Source organism: Chryseobacterium sp. G0162 (genome assembly GCF_003815715.1).
Taxonomy (GTDB): domain Bacteria; phylum Bacteroidota; class Bacteroidia; order Flavobacteriales; family Weeksellaceae; genus Chryseobacterium.
In genome coordinates, this window is sequence record NZ_CP033922.1 from 2,382,299 (window position 1) to 2,398,766 (window position 16,468).

The following is a 16,468-nucleotide window of genomic DNA, read 5'->3' on the forward strand; positions in this document are numbered from 1 at the left end:
AATAAAGCTTAAAATTTTTAGTTTAAATCCATTGCTCGTCATCTAGTTTTTCTCTTTTAATATCAAGAGCATTATATTCTAACATTTGAACAGCCCAATCTTTAACTTGCTGAATTGGATGATCAATTAATTCTTCCAAAAGCAATTTAATAGTTTCAAAATATGGAACTCGAGATCCAATAGTTCCAAAGGTTCCAATATTTGCTGATAATTCTGAAAGCACTTTTTCGTCATACCCAAATTCATCTAAAATAGCTTTGGAAAAAGGGTGCCATACTACTTCTTCATTTCTCAGAATACTTAGAGGCATTAATCGCGCTAGTCTTTTAGGTGCAATATCTGGATAATGTCTACACCATCCTAAAATAAAATCATAATTTTGGGGATTTAAAAATAACATTCCCTCTCTTCCTGCTAATGATCCATTTTTAGACCCTACCAAACTTTCTAAGTGAAAATAAGTAGTGTAATCCCCTATAATACCATTACCAATATAATCCCATACATCTTTAAAATATTTCTCGAATAATAAACTTAATACATTTGAAATATAAGAGTCAAATGAATAATTAAAATTTCTTTGAGAACAAAAATCAATAATTTGCTTTGTAATAACTACTGCAAATTCTTTTACTTTATTCTCAGACAATATTCTACGTACGGTTTCTGACCAATAATACCCCTCTAATTGACCAGTAGAATCATTATCTATTGTCATATTTCCACTTGAAATTAGATCTTTTAAAAAAGATTTACAATTATCCCATCTTTGATTGTCTCCACGACAATACATATAAACGAGAGACAAAGCTGTCCATTTACCTGCATTTGCATATAGACTTATCTTTTTACACAACCTCAACATCTCATCGACATTGAGATGATCTAATATCATTCCATATTGAAAATTTTTAAACTGATATATTGAAAAGTTATGATTATCAACCAAAATAAAAAGCTTTTCAATATCAATCAAAGAAGGATTTATTACTCTAGTAAGATAGAAAGCATGACGCATCATATTCGAGTCTAAAAGAAAATCATCAATAATACTTTCTGCAAGACGCTTATCCTCAGGATTAGAGAGAATTCCTGCTAAAAGGTCTAAGTTTTGTGATTCTTGTGGTATTTCTTTTAACCTTTCAAGGATATTAATAATTAAATTTTTCTTATCTACTGTTAATTCACCAATTTTTTGACCAAAATTAAATGTTTGTCTTTGATCTCCTTGTAGTAAATCATCTAAATATAATTCCCATTTCAGATTATTATTGATAATTTCTAACGCCAAATTTTGGGCGTTTAGCTTAGGTTTATCAAGGTATTCATCTTCTTCGTCTCTTTCAAATGGCTCCCATTCAGGTTTTATGACTTTTATTAACAACTGATTTTTTAAATCTCTAGGAGAAAGATCATCAATCAATGAATTTATTTGTTCTTTGTCCATATGAGATAGATGCGTTTCATAAGACAAAGTCATTTTTAAGTTATTTAAGGCTTCAGACCATATTTCATCTTTAAATTCTATAATTTCTCTAATAGAATTAATTATTAATGTTAATTCTCCTATTCTCGACAGCCCCCTAATTGATTTAGCAATTTTATCTTTTGCTAAATTGGCATTTATATTATTTGAACAAGCAACACTTGTGAGCATTTCCATAATTTGTATCCAATAAATATGAATTTCTTCCTGTGATGGATGATAATCTTGTAAGGGAGCATTATTACCTTGTTTTTCTGATCCCCCTAATCTTATGAAATTATCTACTATCAATGCCCGTCCCATAGCTTCTATTGCAATTTTAGTATAATCATCATCATTTTTTTCAAGCCCCCACTTTAAAATTTTCAATCTATTATTTAATGAAACTTCTGTTCCTGAAAGAAACAATTGAAAAAGTTGTTTAAATTGACTTATTGAATTATTTCCCCATGTTTCATTTTCTGATACGGCGAATGAGTATAAGATTTTTACAGCAGTATCAAATGATTCTTTTCTGAAACACAGTTTTTCTAATGACCAAACTAAATTCCTTCTCCCAATATCTATAGAGTAAATTTCTTGCTTAGACATCTTACCAAATGAAGATTCTAAAGCCTTAGCCGTTATTATCGGGTTCACTTCTACAACATAGCGGAAGAGTTGTGAACCCCAAGAAGTATTAAGAACCTCCGCTGAACCAAAAGGGCTATTCGGGCCCCATAACTCGGCAACAATATCTTTAGCTTTATCAATTTGATCAAGATCTTTTAACCTATCTACAAATTTTTCATCAAGCCCAACATTTTTGAGTTCCTTAATAATTATAATAATTTGGTCTGCATCTGTATGCAATAACCAATCAGCAGCTAAATTAATCGCTAATAAAGTAGGTTTTACAACATAATAGATTCCTCTTCTCTCAATAATATCAAGTTTTAGAAATTTGGTACATATTTCTCTAAATTTCGTAGATGTAATATCTCCATCATATATTCTTGTCCTAATAAAGTCCATCTGTGCTCTTAGTGATTCTTTAACTTCAGTATTTATTACTTCTCTAAAACTATCATCTAAAAATCCAAACGAGGAAAAGACAGAACATGCCCTAACTACACCATATTCTATATCATTTTCAACTCCATTACCAAATATTAATTTTCTAGTGAACTCATCAAGCGGAATTTTATGTAATTCTGACATTCCATCCTTAAGAACTATATCACAAAATTTGATCGCCATAGAAGGATAACCTTCTGATATAGTATTTATATATTCTATATCTGAGACATTATGAGTGTATCCAATTTTGTTTTGTACAATTTCTCTTACAAGATCACGTTGTTTATCCCTTTCTATTTTAATTTTTAAATCCTCAATCGAATTATTATCGTCTAGGCCTATAGTAATAATCTTAATTTTACTTGTTGGGCTAATTGTATTAGACAAAATATTATGGCTTCTGGCATCACAATTATCAATTACTATAATTCCATTCTGACTATCTTGATGTGATATAATATAGTTTTTAATTACAGCAATATTTTCATTTCCTTCCAAATCATAATAAACTACAGCTTTCTGTGTTAAAGATTCTCTAAATGCTTCTAAAGCTAATCTTGTTTTACCAAGACCAGAGTGTCCTGTTATACGAATAGATTTTTTTTCATCGATTAGATTTATAAGTGAAATATTATTCCTTACTATATCATCTAATTTAAATGTATTCTGATTTGCCCTTGAAAAAATTTCCCATTCCTCCCAGGTTCTAAAGCCATCCGGTCTATGTATTCCATTAAATCCTTGTACTAAAGTTACTGCTGATATATATTCATTAACCCAGTCCTTAATCGAGTTAGCATCATATACTTCTATATGAAACGTAGCATAATTTGCTTCTCCGGCAATCTTGATTGCATCTCTAAAACCTTTTATTCTATTATCCTTACCATTGTCAACAATAGGCTTATTAGTAAATAAAATATAACACCCATTTGACTTAACTAGCTTTTCAATCTGTTCCTTCAGCTTTCTTTTAACATTTTTCTTTTCAGGTTCTAAAATTTCATCTGCACATAGAGATGGCATAAGATCTGTTGCTTTATTTTGAAAGATTGTAAATTTATTTTTGAGCCATCGTGTTGTTTCAGGATTACCATTCCAAATAGCTCTTCCATCAGATCCTCCATCAGCAGATGTAATGTTAAAGGGAACGGATCTTTCAAATTCTTGAAGTTGATATTTATCAGCTTCTAATCCAATTAAATGGTGTAATAGTTGTGACAACTGTAGATCTTTAAGTCTTTTTATATCTTCAATATTTATCTCATTCATTATTTTTCTATAATATATTTATGGTGTTTTATTTTTTAAATTAATTTACAATTGTTTTTTTATTAGTTTAATGAGGTCATCTATAAAATATGAAATTTACTAATACTATTCGAAACTAAGAGTCTTGTGTGTGTGTAAAATACCGATTATTTATAATAACTTTGTTATACAGATATATACCAAATGAATAAAGACCAGATTCAGCGTGAAGATTTAAAAAAGAATATGATGAAAAATATCATATTCCGCGTATATTATCAAGGAATTCTTGATTCTGAAGACATTATTAGAGGGTTTTATGAAAGATTCAAAGAATATTTTAAATCATTTGAAACAACTTTCTATAATAGATTAGAACTAGACTTTAATAATATTGATGATCTTATTGATACTTTGTTAATACCTCGTACCGAAATACAGTCCCAAGAAATTTTCAGATTTACAGAAAATACTTTTGGAACAGATAAACTAACATTTGACATTAATAAATATTTTTCTTCTTTAACAATTGAATGTACGGATTATATAAATATAGATCCATATCTAAATTTTTTTACTAATTATTTGGAGTTTTTATATTCTGAAAATGAATTTCTAAAGATCAAAAAAATTGCATTGCGTAAACTAGGTGGTAATATATATTTCGATATTAAAAGTATTTATGATGATTTTGAGCCCAATCTTTTTAAATCAGGCTTTAAAGATCATGGTTATCATTCAATTCAAAACAGATACGAAGATACTTTACAAAGCGGTTCCGATGAACCAATTATTAATATAATCCGTTCTTTTGAATATGGGGCCTACAAAAATGAAAAATCGGAGGACATTCCAGCATTTCAGATTCTTTTAGATCTTGAAGGATACTACCCAGAATATATTCTGAATAAAATTAACTTTGATAAGACACAAGTCGAAACAATTTTAAAAAATATTAATCACAATCACTTATTTAACATTTTTAAATTAAGCGTAACAGAAAATTATTTGAAAAATCATTCACAAAATGAATAAAATATCTATTGATAAAAATTTCATCCCTTTAAAAGATGGCAAACCTAAGAAACTTGAATTTAAACCATCTGTTAGGAAAAGTGCAATATCCAAAGAGGTAAATGTCTCTCATTTTCTCCGCACTAGTAAACCTATAATTAGAAAAGAAAAGTGACTTATTATGTTGAGGATATTAATGAGATAACTCTTGACGTTTTTACTATCGGTTATTCCGAAAAAGGAGAAAGTCAAGTTATCTTGCTTTATGATAATGTTAAAGATCAGGTCTTATTCAGTTTTGTTATTGACTGTTATTCTACTGCAACGCTTCATAAAACAAAAGACATTCTAGATTATTACAAAATTTCAAATATTGATTATTTCATTTGGACACACACTGATGAAGACCATTCTGTTGGAATTGATATATTAGTTGACAATTATTGTTCAGCCAAGACAAATTTTTACCTTCCAGAAGGAATTGATGGAACTGAATTAGATATTTTCAGCTATAATCAAGATGTTAAAAATTGTTTTGAAAAAATTAATTCTTTAAATAAGCAGCAAAATTACAACGTTCATACTTTAACACTACCTGTTGATGGAAACCTAGAGATTGTACGAAGGATCATCAAAGAAGAAAAAACAACAAAACAATTTAATTTTCAGGTTTTTTGCATAGCTCCTTTATCTGCTATTATTAAAAGAAGGAAACAGGCTAAAATAGCAGGAGCAACTCATGTGAACGCAAACGACTTTTCAATAGCAACTGTTTTCAAAGTTGGAGAATTAAGTCTATTATTTAGTGGAGACATTGAAAACCAAACAATAAATTTAATTCCAGACTATCACTTTGAAGGATTATCCTATGTAAAGACCCCACATCATACTTCCAATACATCTACAAAATTATTAGATAAGATTGAAAAAAGTTTTGATGGGACAAAAATACCAACTGCAGTTACAACAACATATAAAGCATTCAATCTTCCTAAATCAGAATTAATTGAAGATTACCGGCAGTTTGTCACATCTTTTAATTCCACAGGCAGAGGCCCTATGGGATATGGATATGTAAAAACAGTTTTTAATATTATCAAAAAAGAATTTACAGAAGAGCTAGTTGGAGATGCAACAAAGCATTTTTAAATCTAATATTATTAGTTTATTCTAGGTTTTATAATTGTAGGTTGTAAAGAAGAAATTCCTTTATGGACTAAATAAATTAATTATGCTATCATTCTATTTACATAATTCTTATAAAATTTATAGTATATGAAACCTTTAGCTCGTACTATTAAGCAAAACACGCATCCTGGAGAAATTCTTTCCAATCAGATTATTAAACCCAATAAATTATCTGTTGAAAAAACAGCTAAACTTTTGGGTGTGACAAAACCGACCTTATCTAAAGTTGTTAATGGTAAAAGTGCTATTAGCCCTTTAATGGCAATTCGTATCTCCAAAGTTTTCGGAGGAAGCGCTAATTTATGGATAAAACTGCAAGCTGCTTATGATTTAAGAGAAGCCGAAAAGGAGTTTAAAAAGAAACAAATTAAATTAGATAAATTTGATTTTAAATTACACAATATTTTAAAATAGCTCCATTCTGGTAACAATATAAAATATAGTTTATTAATTAGTATTATAAATTGATAATTATAGAGAAGTGTGTATAGTTTCATTGCCAACCAAAATAAAATTCTTGAACCCTAAAATCTTTTCTATTTTAAAATTAATCTTTTTTATAGAATTAATAAGTGACTTGCCTCTAACAAAAGAGTTAATTTCTGAAGAATATGGATTAAGATAATGTGTAGAAACAATAGAAGCGATAGTAAAATCATACAACAAATCATCATCATCTAAAATACTACTCAAACCTGCTATTTCCATTTTTTCTAACGTCTGCAAATAAAAATCGTCAGGTATATTGAACAATGCAGCTCCATTAAAGAGATTTTTTAAGTTTGGAAATATATTTTCTTCCATGTATTTTACATAAATATTAAATACTTCGTCTGTTTTTAAGAAACTAGATCCTTTTGTTAATTCTTTTATTGTGGCAAGTGTTTGATTTCTACCTATAAAATAGTCTAATTTATCATCAGGAATCTTTTTTCCATTTAGACAAAAGGAACTCAAAACTTTATCTTGTTCAGATATAACAACATGTAATCCCAAAGGTTCAAAAAGAAGGAACACATTAACATCTAATAAGCCTTCAAAATTATTACATATTGTATGTTCTGTGTCTAAACTTAGCATTGGTTTACCATTAATATCAAATAATGTCAACCTACCTGCTTTGTCCGTCTTAATTAATACCTGATTATTTGCAATTGTTATCACATTTCTTTGTAGAAGTAATGAGATAAACAGTTTCCTTATTTTAGAATCACTGTCTGGATGAATATCAATCATTGATTTGATTCGTGAATTCATTAATACTTCAATTAATTCATCCGTTTTTTGCTGATCAACAGAAAAAGATTCAATTTTCCCCGTAACATAAGAATCAATTTTGTAGATAGAGCTCTTTTTATTTAATAATTCATTAATAAATACATCAATGTACTTTGAATGATCTATTTGAAAAAATTTCATAATTCTTTTATGGAAATAATTGATAACAATTGAGGGTATTTCAAAAGGATCTTTATATTCAGAAAGAATTATTTTAGCGAGTTCTGGATCTTCAAAGAAAAAAGCTTTTAGGTATATGAAAAAAAGTTCAGAATCAGTAAATCTTTTACAGTTCAGAATCAACGTTCTTTGCATGTTTTTAACAGTGAGGTAACCTGTTAAATAACTACTTTTCAATGGATCAATCGAATGATAGTAAAGAGCTTTTTTTCGTTCAATAAATAAATTTGTTAATCGTTTACTATATAATGATTCAATTAAAAGTTGACTTACATCTACATCATTAATATTATGAATATCTAATTCCCTCAAATCTTTCATTAGAAACAGGATTCCCATTATATTACTTACCTGTGAAATAAGAGATGAAGAGCCTGGAGCTAAGTCGAACTCAGCAAATTCAGCCATTCCTTCTAAAAGAGGTTGTAGAAAAGTAAAAACAGAATTATACATTATATCAAGGCTAGCCATCTCTTTAACATATAATAGGTCATCATCATTTATCTTAGTTAATTTACTTTTACTTTCTAAGCCAATAATAGATAATGACTGCCCTACAAGTGAAGTAAAAGTCCAATAATGTGTAACTTCATGAAGGACATAGGGTAATAAGTGTTTACTTAATTTCCCTGTTAGTAAGTCTGCTAATACTATTGATACATCAATTTTATCCAATACAATTGTATTAGATAAAGGATGAGTAAAAGATCGAGTATACATGGCCTTGTTATAAATTCATAAGTTCTTCAATAGACTTTACTATTTGATTTATTACTTCAGCCTTACCTGCTTCTGCTTGTTTTTCCTTATAGCGAATAACTTTCTTTATCTTGGTTCCATCAGGCTTAACAATCTCAATATTTTCTTCAAATGACTTATATTTTGATTTTCTTAATAAATATGCAGCAACAATACCAAGCCCTCCAACAGTAACGGCTAAAGTAAAGGTCAATGGTTCCCCAATTGCTCCTTCTGGAATCTCTTCTGGAATAAGATCAATTCCAGTAAACTCTTCAAGCCCTATTTCATGTTTAGGAATATTATGTAATTGAATAAATATCTCTGCGCTCATTTTATTAGTTTTTATAGAATTAAAGATAACAAAAAATCCAATGAACTGAATATTATTTAACACATTGTCAGAAACATAAAACAATATCAATTACAGCTGTATTTTGGGCAATTGTAACCTCTGACCATATATAAAAAAATGGAAAAGTAAATTGTTTGAAAAATGAATTTCTAAAGCTTTTAGTAGTTAGAAAATATTTTAGCTACCTACGATAATTTCAGATAGCCCTCAAAATAATTGAAGTAATAAGAGTTTTAATTATAAATTAAACGACAATTGTTATTTTATCAATTTAAATTATAAATTATCATCTTCTTTTGAAATTGACACAAAACCCCACATCCCATGCTCAAAAACTGTATGATGTGGAGATCTAAAAGGTCAAATTTATAAATTCAACCCTAGAATTCATTAATTCCCAAACACTCTCTTAAATTCTCAATATTTTAATACATTTGTTATAAAACATACTTCAAATGAATTTCGAGCAGGTAAATCTACACCTTGAAGCCTATAAAGAACATAATCAGATTCTGGATGCGGCAAAATATCTGATTCATTCTTTTGATCTGGAACATGACAATTTTGCAGGGTTTGGTTTCAGAGAAGAGCTTTCCCCTACTTCGATACTTCTTACTGCAGAAGGAGAATTGGGAGGACCTCAAACTGTGATGATTCCTAGAAATTTATTTGATTTTGATCTGAATCTTGTCCTCAATATGGTAGCCCACGAAATGCTTCATGTAAGACAAAAGGCTCCGGGGCAGGTAATTGAAAATAAAAATGAAAGAGAGTTTCAGGCTTACTATGAAATGCTTTTTCACAAGGTTTTCCCACAAGTTCCTGAGGTTTCGGCTTTTCATAAAAAATTCTTTGGCGGAAAAGCCCTGGAATATTATAAAAGAATGGGCGAAGGTTCGGAATTACAACAAAAATATGCAGAACAGAAAATAGAAGTAGAACATTTAATTAATACATTACCATGAACGTAAAACCAGACATAACCTGGGCAGATTTTGAAAAAATAGACATCAGATGCGGAACCATTCTTTCAGTAAATGATTTTGAAAAAGCCAGAAACCCTTCCTATCAATTGGAGATTGATTTTGGTGACTTAGGAATCAGGAAATCATCTGCACAAATCACTTCTCTTTATCAGAAAGAAGAATTGATAGGAAAACAGATTCTGGCAGTGGTTAACTTTCCTAAAAAACAGATTGCCAACTTCTTCAGCGAATGTTTAGTTCTCGGATTATATGGAGAAGATAAAAATGATGTCACTCTTTTAACCCCTTCATTACCTACTAAAAACGGAATGCAGGTAGGATAGCAAATAAAAAACACACAATGATACAAAACATACCATTAGAAAAGGTCTTATTCCTTGATATTGAAACTGTTCCACAGGCCGGATCATGGGACGATTTATCTGAAACAGATCAGCATCTTTGGGATAAGAAAACCAGATTTCAGAGAAAAGAAGATGTTTCGGCAGCTGAATTTTATGACAGAGCCGGAATTATGGCAGAATTCGGTAAGATCATCTGCATCACGATCGGAATGGTGGAGAAGAACGAAACTTTAAAGATCAAAAGCTTCTCAGGGCATGATGAAAAAAAGATGCTCCAGGAATTTGGAGAAATTTTCAACAGTCCAAGGCTTTATAATGTCATTCTTTGCGCCCACAACGGAAAAGAATTTGATTTTCCATGGATTGCACGAAGGTATCTCATCAATGGAATGCAGCCGCCTGCTCCTTTTCAGATGTTTGGGAAAAAGCCGTGGGAAATTCCTCATATAGATACGATGGAACTGTGGAAATTCGGGGATTATAAAAGTTTTGTATCACTGGAATTATTAGCTCATGTCTTTGGTATTCCCACTCCCAAGGATGATATCGATGGCTCAATGGTTTCATCAATTTACTACATAGAAAAAGACTTGCAGCGAATTGTTGATTATTGTGAAAAAGATGTCTTAACTTTGGCAAATATTTTCCGACGCATGCGTCAGGAAGATTTGTTGAAAAGGAATATCAATTTAGATTAAAAAATGAAATTTACAGACGATCAAATTGCAGACATTGGTGAAGAAATCATCAGCGTGCTAAAAACCGTATATGATCCCGAAATTCCGGTAGATATTTACGAATTAGGGCTTATTTATGATGTACAGATCTCCGATGATGCTGACGTAAAAATAATAATGACCCTTACCACTCCAAACTGCCCGGTGGCAGAAACACTTCCTCAGGAAGTAAAAGATAAAGTAGCAGAAGTAGAACATGTAAAAAGTGTTGACTTAGAACTTACTTTTGAACCGAGCTGGAATAAGGATATGATGAGCGAAGAAGCAAAATTTGAATTGGGAATGCTATAAACCTTAAGCATTTTCTACTCAGATAAAATTAATATTACTAACTATTTATTCAGTAATTATGGCAAAAAAGATAGGAGCAATACTCCTTGCTTTCTTAGGTATATATATGCTTTATCTGGGATCTAAAATGCAGGCTCAGCCTCCTTTTATAACCGGCATAGGGTTTATCATTATCTCACTGCTGCAATTGGGTAAAAAGTAATATGAAAATATAAAAGGATGTCATGATATGACATCCTTTTTTGTATTGTTAAACCTCAAATTCAGGGTTGCTCTTACACTTCTTTTGCGATTGTTTTTCCTTCTCTCCTGCTCCATTCACTCCATGAACCTACATAAAGATTAGGGATTTTTAACCCCGCATAAGCTAATGCTAAAATAGTATGACATGCCGTAACTCCTGAACCACAGTGAACAATCAGGTTCCCAGGTCTATTTTCCAGTAATCGGCTATATTTTTCCTTAAGAACTTCAGGGCTCAGGAAGAATCCATTTTCATCCAGATTTTCAGAAAAAGGAATATTGATTGCCCCCGGAATATGTCCTGCAACCAGGTCAATAGGTTCAGATTCCCCTCTGTACCGGTAAGCATCTCTTACATCAACAACGGTGGAAACATTGCTTTTTAATTCATTTTCAACGTCTTCCAAACTTGAAATAGGAAGAGTCCAATTTTCTTTTTTTATCGTTGGAGCTTTTTCAAAAGTCTCTTTTCCTGATGAAAGTTCTATCGCGTTCTTTTCAGCAGCCTGGATTCCGCCATCCAAAACCTGTATGTTTTCAAAACCAAAGGATCTGAGCATCCACCATGCTCTGGCAGCAGCATTTGAACCGTTTTTATCATCATATACAACAACATGAGAATTTTCAGCTATTCCAAGGTCGGATAATGTTTCTGCAAATTTTTCTGGTGTTGGAAGCGGATGTCTTCCTCCAAAAGCAGCATCTGGTCCTATTTCAGCCAGATCTTTATCCAAATCAATGAACCTTGCTCCTTTGATATGCTTTTCAAGATAGTTTTGTTGTACATCTTTCCCTACTCTTGCATCAAGAATGATGAGGTTTTCCGTTGGAAGTTTTTTTAAATCAGAGGGTGAAACTATTGGAGACATTGTGTTGATTTTAGGTTATTGTAATAAAGTTTGGGCCAAAGCCAATGGATTAATGAATATAGTAAAGCGGACTAAAGTCCGCTCCTGTTTATATTTTGATTTCAAGCAGATCCTCATTTTCCAGTGTCTTATCTGCGTAATTTGCTATATCTGCCAGAGATTCTAAGTCATTTTAAAAATGAAAAATATCCTTAGCCTTATTATAAGAGCTTTCAAAGTTTAAAAGATTCAGCTTGTGATCTGCTTTTTCAACACTCATAAAATTAATCACCTGTTCTGTAGGCATATTTCCTACCAGATCATCTTTTGCCATAGGACATCCGCCAATTCCTTTGATGGCACTGTCAAATCTTCTGCAACCTTGATCATAAGCTGCCTTCAGTTTTGAATATGACTCTTCATAACGGTTATGGAAATGCCCACCGAAATTAATTCCAGGGTATTTTGCTGGAATTTTTTCAAATAGAAGAGCAATGGTTTCAGGTGTTGCGACTCCTGTGGTATCAGAAAGCAGAATATCTTTAACGCCGATATCCGAGAATCTTTGTGCCCACTGGTCTACATCTTCCCACTTCCACATTTCTCCATAAGGATTTCCAAAGGCCATAGAGAAATAAATATTCAGCTGCTTTCCTTCAGTTTTTACCAACTCAAGCATCTTAATGATCTCATCAAAAGCTTCTTCCTGACTTTTATTGGTATTTCTATGCTGAAATGTTTCAGAAATAGAGAAGGGAAACCCCAAGATATCTACAGACTCATGCTTTAAAGCTTTTTCAGCCCCTCTATAGTTTCCGATAATAGCAGAAACTTTGGTCTTGGAGTGGGATTTATCAATATTTTCAGCCACCTCATCAGAGTCAGCCATTTGGGGAATTGCTTTGGGAGAAACAAAGCTCAGACAATCCAATACATCAAAACCAACATCCATTAAGGAGTTTATATAATCTATCTTTTTATCAGTAGGGATAAACTCTCCCCATCCCTGCATTGCATCTCTAGGACATTCGGTAAGAAACATTTTTACTTTTTGATTTTCTCAAATATAATAAAACTAAACTACTTAGTATACTGTACATACAAATCTAACATTATTTTGATTTTCAAAGTTTTATATCTGATTTATAATTTCGATAACTGATATTAACTCGCAAATAATGTATTCTGAGCATCAAATTTGCTAACTTTGTTAAAATTTATGATAAATCTGATGAGTACAATAGAATTCAATCCATTATGGAAAGAGAAATTACTGAACCGTTTTCTTAGCTATGTAAAAATATATTCAACAAGTGATGCTGAAAGTGAATCAACACCTTCTACTGAGCGCCAGTGGGATATTGCCAATTACATCACAGAAGAGCTGAAAACAATCGGTTTGGAAGATGTTTCAATTGACGAACACGGTTATATTATGGGCTATGTTCCTTCTAACCTTGAAAATGATGACAGGCCTACGATTGGGTTCATTTCACACTACGATACATCTCCTGATTTCAACGGAGAAAATGTAAAACCTCAGGTTTGGAAAAACTATGATGGAAATGATCTTTTACTGAACCAGACCACAGGATTTACTTTATCACCTTCAAGATTTGAAAGTTTAAAAAAATATATTGGCCAGACGTTAATTACTACAGATGGAAATACCCTTCTTGGAGCTGATGATAAAGCAGGTTGTGCCGAAATTGTAACTGCGGCGGAATATCTTATCGCTCACCCTGAAATTAAGCACGGAAGAATTGCTGTAGGATTTACTCCTGATGAAGAAATCGGAAGAGGTGCCCACAAATTTGATGTGGCTAAATTCGGGGCTGAATGGGCCTATACAATGGATGGTGGAGAAGTTGGAGAACTTGAATACGAAAACTTTAACGCTGCCGGAGCCGTAGTGAAAATCCACGGATTAAGTGTACACCCTGGTTATGCTTATGGTAAAATGATTAATGCGGCTTTGTTAGCTGCAGAGTTCGCTCAAACATTACCTGCTAATGAAACCCCAGCAACCACTAAAGGATTTGAAGGATTCTATCACTTAATGGACATTACAGCTGATATTTCTGAAGCGAAACTTCAATACATCATCCGTGACCACGATGCTGATAAATTTGAAGCAAGAAAGAAATTCATGGAAGAAAAAGTGGCTGAATTCAACCAAAAACATGGTGAAGGAACCGCTGAAGTGGAGATCAAGGAGCAATACAGAAACATGAAACAGCAGTTTGAAGGCAAAATGCACATCGTAGATCTTGCTGCCAAAGCAATGACTGAAGCCGGTATTGAGCCTAAAATCAAAGCCATCAGAGGTGGTACAGACGGTGCTCAGCTTTCCTATATGGGACTTCCTTGTCCGAATATCTTTGCTGGAGGAATCAACTTTCACGGACCGTATGAATATGTTGCCTTGGAAAGTATGGAGAAGGCAACAGAAGTGATTATTAATATTGTAAAAGCATAATGAGATGAAAAAACTCTTAGCATTAGCCTTCATATTATCTTTTGCTTTCGGAAGTGCTCAGATATCTGCATTTCAGAAGGCCGATTCTAAGTATGAAAGAAAAAAAACGGCATTGTACAACAAATACCCTAAGCCCAATGATTTGAGAACTAAGCTAGAGTGGCTTCTTACAGAAGACAAAATAACATCTTATAAAAATGCTCTGGATAAGATTTCCGAAAACGATAAGAAAGCAGTGGCCAATGATCCTCCTGTGAAAACTAAATTGACAAAAGAAGCGGAATACGAAGCTGGAAAAACAGTTTTTCAAAAGTCATTGTATGAAGCAGTTGATCTTGTTTTCTTAAACTACGCTTCGAATTCTTATAAAGCAACGTTAAGCTTTGTAGTAGATTCTAAAGGAAATGCTTTGGATGCCCAAGCAAAGGGAAATAACGAAGATGTGAATGCATTTATTGAAGCTGCCTTTTATCGTATTAAGGAAAAAGGCAAGTGGAAACCCGCAGAAATTAATGGGAAGCCGGTATCATCTACGGTATCTCTACCACTAGTTTTAACATTTAAAAAATAAATACAATAGACCCGCTTCACAGTGGGTTTATTTTTTACCTCTTACCCAACCCAACTTATATTCCATTCATTTACGGAGAGTTAAAAGCATAACCAATCTCATTTTTCATTATATTTACTGATGACAGATTAACAAAACTATTAATTTTAATATCAGATTACATTATGAAAAACATGAAAAAACTTTTGAGAAAGGATCTTTCAACGATTCTTGGTAATGGAATAGACAACTGCCATATGGGAGGAGATTCCTATAACTGCCAGAGTGACTGCCAATGTGCCTGGGGGAAAGCCTGCGAAATGTATGACGACGGAAGCCCGGGACAATGCATTGCCGTCGGAGGCGGTGGAAATCCTGGTGGTGGAGGTACCGGTGGATGTATTCCACCAAATGACTGCACAGAACAGCCTTATTAAAAATAAATCAAATAACAATCTACGGAAGCTACAATGGCTTCCGTTTTTTTATTCATCCAAAACCGAATTCTTATCAAAGCATCTCTACCATTCATCAAATAAAATTTCCAGCGTTCTTTAAGATTCTTTGCTTTGTATCAAATTTTTAAAAGCAATCAATTTATGAAGCAACAATTTTTAGCATTCTGCTCACTGTTATTATGTATCACTTGTTCTATGGATACACAGGCCCAGCAGACTCCATCTATTCACATCGGAATAAAGGGAGGTACAAATTTTACAAAAACCTCAACGGAATCTTCTTCCTTGGAAGGGAAATACGGTTTCGGTTATCAGGCAGGTGTAATGGCAAGAGTGGATATTGGAAGCCTGTATGTACAAGGAGAAACCTTGTTCAACAAAAGAAAAACAACTTACGAAGCAAAGGATTCCGGTTCTGCCAAGCTAACATGGAACGCCATTGATATTCCTGTAGTAATTGGATACAAACTTGTCAAAAATGATGATTTTAATGTAAGAATATTTGCCGGTGGTGTATACAGCTATGCTTTAAATAACAAATTATCCACTTCTGAATCAATACAGGAGGGTTTTAAAAAATTTGACAAGTCAAATATTGGAATTACTGGAGGTGTAGGTGTAGACTATAAAAATTTCACGGTAGACCTGAGATACGAAAACGGGCTTTCCAACATCAGTAAGGAATTTAAATCCAAGCCTCACAGCTTTAGTCTTGGGATCGGTTATTTCTTATTCTAAAAACTTGAATTATCTTTACTTATTAGAAACTGTGCCCTCTACAGTTTCTAATTTTTTATAAACCCATTCTTCCAATCGTCCTATGACAAAACCCATTGTTTTAAAAGAATATATTTTTTCATTTATTTTTTGGCTTGCCCTCGCTGTTGTATTATGGTGTAATATACAGGTTTCGGCAGGAGCTTTGTCTGCCCTTATCCAGTCTATTCTTATTATCATCAGCTCTTTTATTTTGACCCATTTTC

Annotated in this window: 18 protein-coding genes; 12 read left to right on the forward strand and 6 right to left on the reverse strand. The window is 32.3% G+C overall.

Going from position 1 to position 16,468, the window contains the following annotated elements:
* Positions 1 to 22: 22 nt before the first annotated feature.
* Complete coding sequence (locus EG344_RS10880) at positions 23 to 3,817, reverse strand: hypothetical protein (RefSeq protein ID WP_123909450.1); 3,795 nt, start codon at positions 3,815 to 3,817, stop codon at positions 23 to 25.
* Positions 3,818 to 4,000: 183 nt separating this feature from the next.
* On the opposite strand from EG344_RS10880, the gene EG344_RS10885 reads away from it, so the two are divergent.
* From EG344_RS10885 to EG344_RS10895, 3 genes are all read left to right on the forward strand, one after another.
* Positions 4,001 to 4,831, forward strand: coding sequence for a hypothetical protein (locus EG344_RS10885; protein ID WP_123909451.1), 831 nt, complete (start codon positions 4,001 to 4,003; stop codon positions 4,829 to 4,831).
* A gap of 150 nt (positions 4,832 to 4,981) precedes the next feature.
* Positions 4,982 to 5,959 carry a hypothetical protein gene (locus EG344_RS10890; protein ID WP_123909452.1) on the forward strand — a complete coding sequence of 326 codons (978 nt, stop codon included), beginning with the start codon at positions 4,982 to 4,984 and terminating at the stop codon, positions 5,957 to 5,959.
* A gap of 126 nt (positions 5,960 to 6,085) precedes the next feature.
* Positions 6,086 to 6,412, forward strand: a complete 327-nt coding sequence (locus EG344_RS10895; RefSeq protein WP_123909453.1) for a HigA family addiction module antitoxin — start codon at positions 6,086 to 6,088, stop codon at positions 6,410 to 6,412.
* Positions 6,413 to 6,469: 57 nt separating this feature from the next.
* On the opposite strand, the gene EG344_RS10900 is transcribed toward EG344_RS10895, so the two are convergent.
* Together EG344_RS10900 and EG344_RS10905 are read right to left on the reverse strand one after the other, a co-directional pair.
* Positions 6,470 to 8,131 (reverse strand): hypothetical protein, encoded by a 1,662-nt coding sequence (locus tag EG344_RS10900; protein WP_123909454.1) that lies wholly within the window; start codon positions 8,129 to 8,131, stop codon positions 6,470 to 6,472.
* A 52-nt stretch (positions 8,132 to 8,183) separates the two neighbouring features.
* A complete protein-coding gene (locus EG344_RS10905; protein WP_123909455.1) occupies positions 8,184 to 8,528 on the reverse strand; it encodes a hypothetical protein in 345 nt (114 codons plus the stop codon).
* Between the two features lie 476 nt (positions 8,529 to 9,004).
* On the opposite strand from EG344_RS10905, the gene EG344_RS10910 reads away from it, so the two are divergent.
* From EG344_RS10910 to EG344_RS23900, 5 genes are read left to right on the forward strand one after another with little or no spacing between them, the layout of a single operon-like run.
* Complete coding sequence (locus EG344_RS10910; protein ID WP_123909456.1) at positions 9,005 to 9,514, forward strand: hypothetical protein; 510 nt, start codon at positions 9,005 to 9,007, stop codon at positions 9,512 to 9,514.
* Positions 9,511 to 9,858 carry a tRNA-binding protein gene (locus EG344_RS10915; protein ID WP_123909457.1) on the forward strand — a complete coding sequence of 116 codons (348 nt, stop codon included), beginning with the start codon at positions 9,511 to 9,513 and terminating at the stop codon, positions 9,856 to 9,858. Before EG344_RS10910 ends, EG344_RS10915 begins: the two co-directional genes overlap by 4 nt.
* 17 nt (positions 9,859 to 9,875) lie before the next feature.
* Positions 9,876 to 10,577: a 3'-5' exonuclease gene (locus EG344_RS10920; protein WP_123909458.1), complete on the forward strand. Its 702-nt coding sequence runs from the start codon at positions 9,876 to 9,878 to the stop codon at positions 10,575 to 10,577.
* Between the two features lie 3 nt (positions 10,578 to 10,580).
* A complete protein-coding gene (locus EG344_RS10925; protein WP_027372057.1) occupies positions 10,581 to 10,907 on the forward strand; it encodes an SUF system Fe-S cluster assembly protein in 327 nt (108 codons plus the stop codon).
* Between the two features lie 58 nt (positions 10,908 to 10,965).
* Positions 10,966 to 11,109 (forward strand): hypothetical protein, encoded by a 144-nt coding sequence (locus EG344_RS23900; RefSeq protein ID WP_164464420.1) that lies wholly within the window; start codon positions 10,966 to 10,968, stop codon positions 11,107 to 11,109.
* A 73-nt stretch (positions 11,110 to 11,182) separates the two neighbouring features.
* Here the strand turns inward: EG344_RS23900 and EG344_RS10930 are convergent, their stop codons facing one another.
* Positions 11,183 to 12,019 (reverse strand): sulfurtransferase, encoded by an 837-nt coding sequence (locus EG344_RS10930; protein ID WP_123909459.1) that lies wholly within the window; start codon positions 12,017 to 12,019, stop codon positions 11,183 to 11,185.
* Positions 12,020 to 12,191: 172 nt separating this feature from the next.
* A complete protein-coding gene (locus EG344_RS10935) occupies positions 12,192 to 13,040 on the reverse strand; it encodes a hydroxymethylglutaryl-CoA lyase (RefSeq protein ID WP_123909460.1) in 849 nt (282 codons plus the stop codon).
* Between the two features lie 189 nt (positions 13,041 to 13,229).
* On the opposite strand from EG344_RS10935, the gene pepT reads away from it, so the two are divergent.
* The 4 genes from pepT (at position 13,230) to EG344_RS10955 (ending at position 16,223) form a co-directional block, all read left to right on the forward strand.
* Positions 13,230 to 14,477 (forward strand): peptidase T, encoded by a 1,248-nt coding sequence (pepT, locus tag EG344_RS10940; protein ID WP_123858483.1) that lies wholly within the window; start codon positions 13,230 to 13,232, stop codon positions 14,475 to 14,477.
* A 4-nt stretch (positions 14,478 to 14,481) separates the two neighbouring features.
* A complete protein-coding gene (locus EG344_RS10945) occupies positions 14,482 to 15,048 on the forward strand; it encodes a hypothetical protein (protein ID WP_123909461.1) in 567 nt (188 codons plus the stop codon).
* Positions 15,049 to 15,221: 173 nt separating this feature from the next.
* Positions 15,222 to 15,464: a hypothetical protein gene (locus EG344_RS10950; RefSeq protein ID WP_123909462.1), complete on the forward strand. Its 243-nt coding sequence runs from the start codon at positions 15,222 to 15,224 to the stop codon at positions 15,462 to 15,464.
* 162 nt (positions 15,465 to 15,626) lie between these two features.
* A complete protein-coding gene (locus EG344_RS10955) occupies positions 15,627 to 16,223 on the forward strand; it encodes a porin family protein (RefSeq protein ID WP_123909463.1) in 597 nt (198 codons plus the stop codon).
* 15 nt (positions 16,224 to 16,238) lie between these two features.
* Here EG344_RS10955 and EG344_RS24280 read toward each other — a convergent pair whose 3' ends face one another.
* A complete protein-coding gene (locus EG344_RS24280) occupies positions 16,239 to 16,442 on the reverse strand; it encodes a hypothetical protein (protein ID WP_228412910.1) in 204 nt (67 codons plus the stop codon).
* Between the last annotated feature and the right edge of the window lie 26 nt (positions 16,443 to 16,468).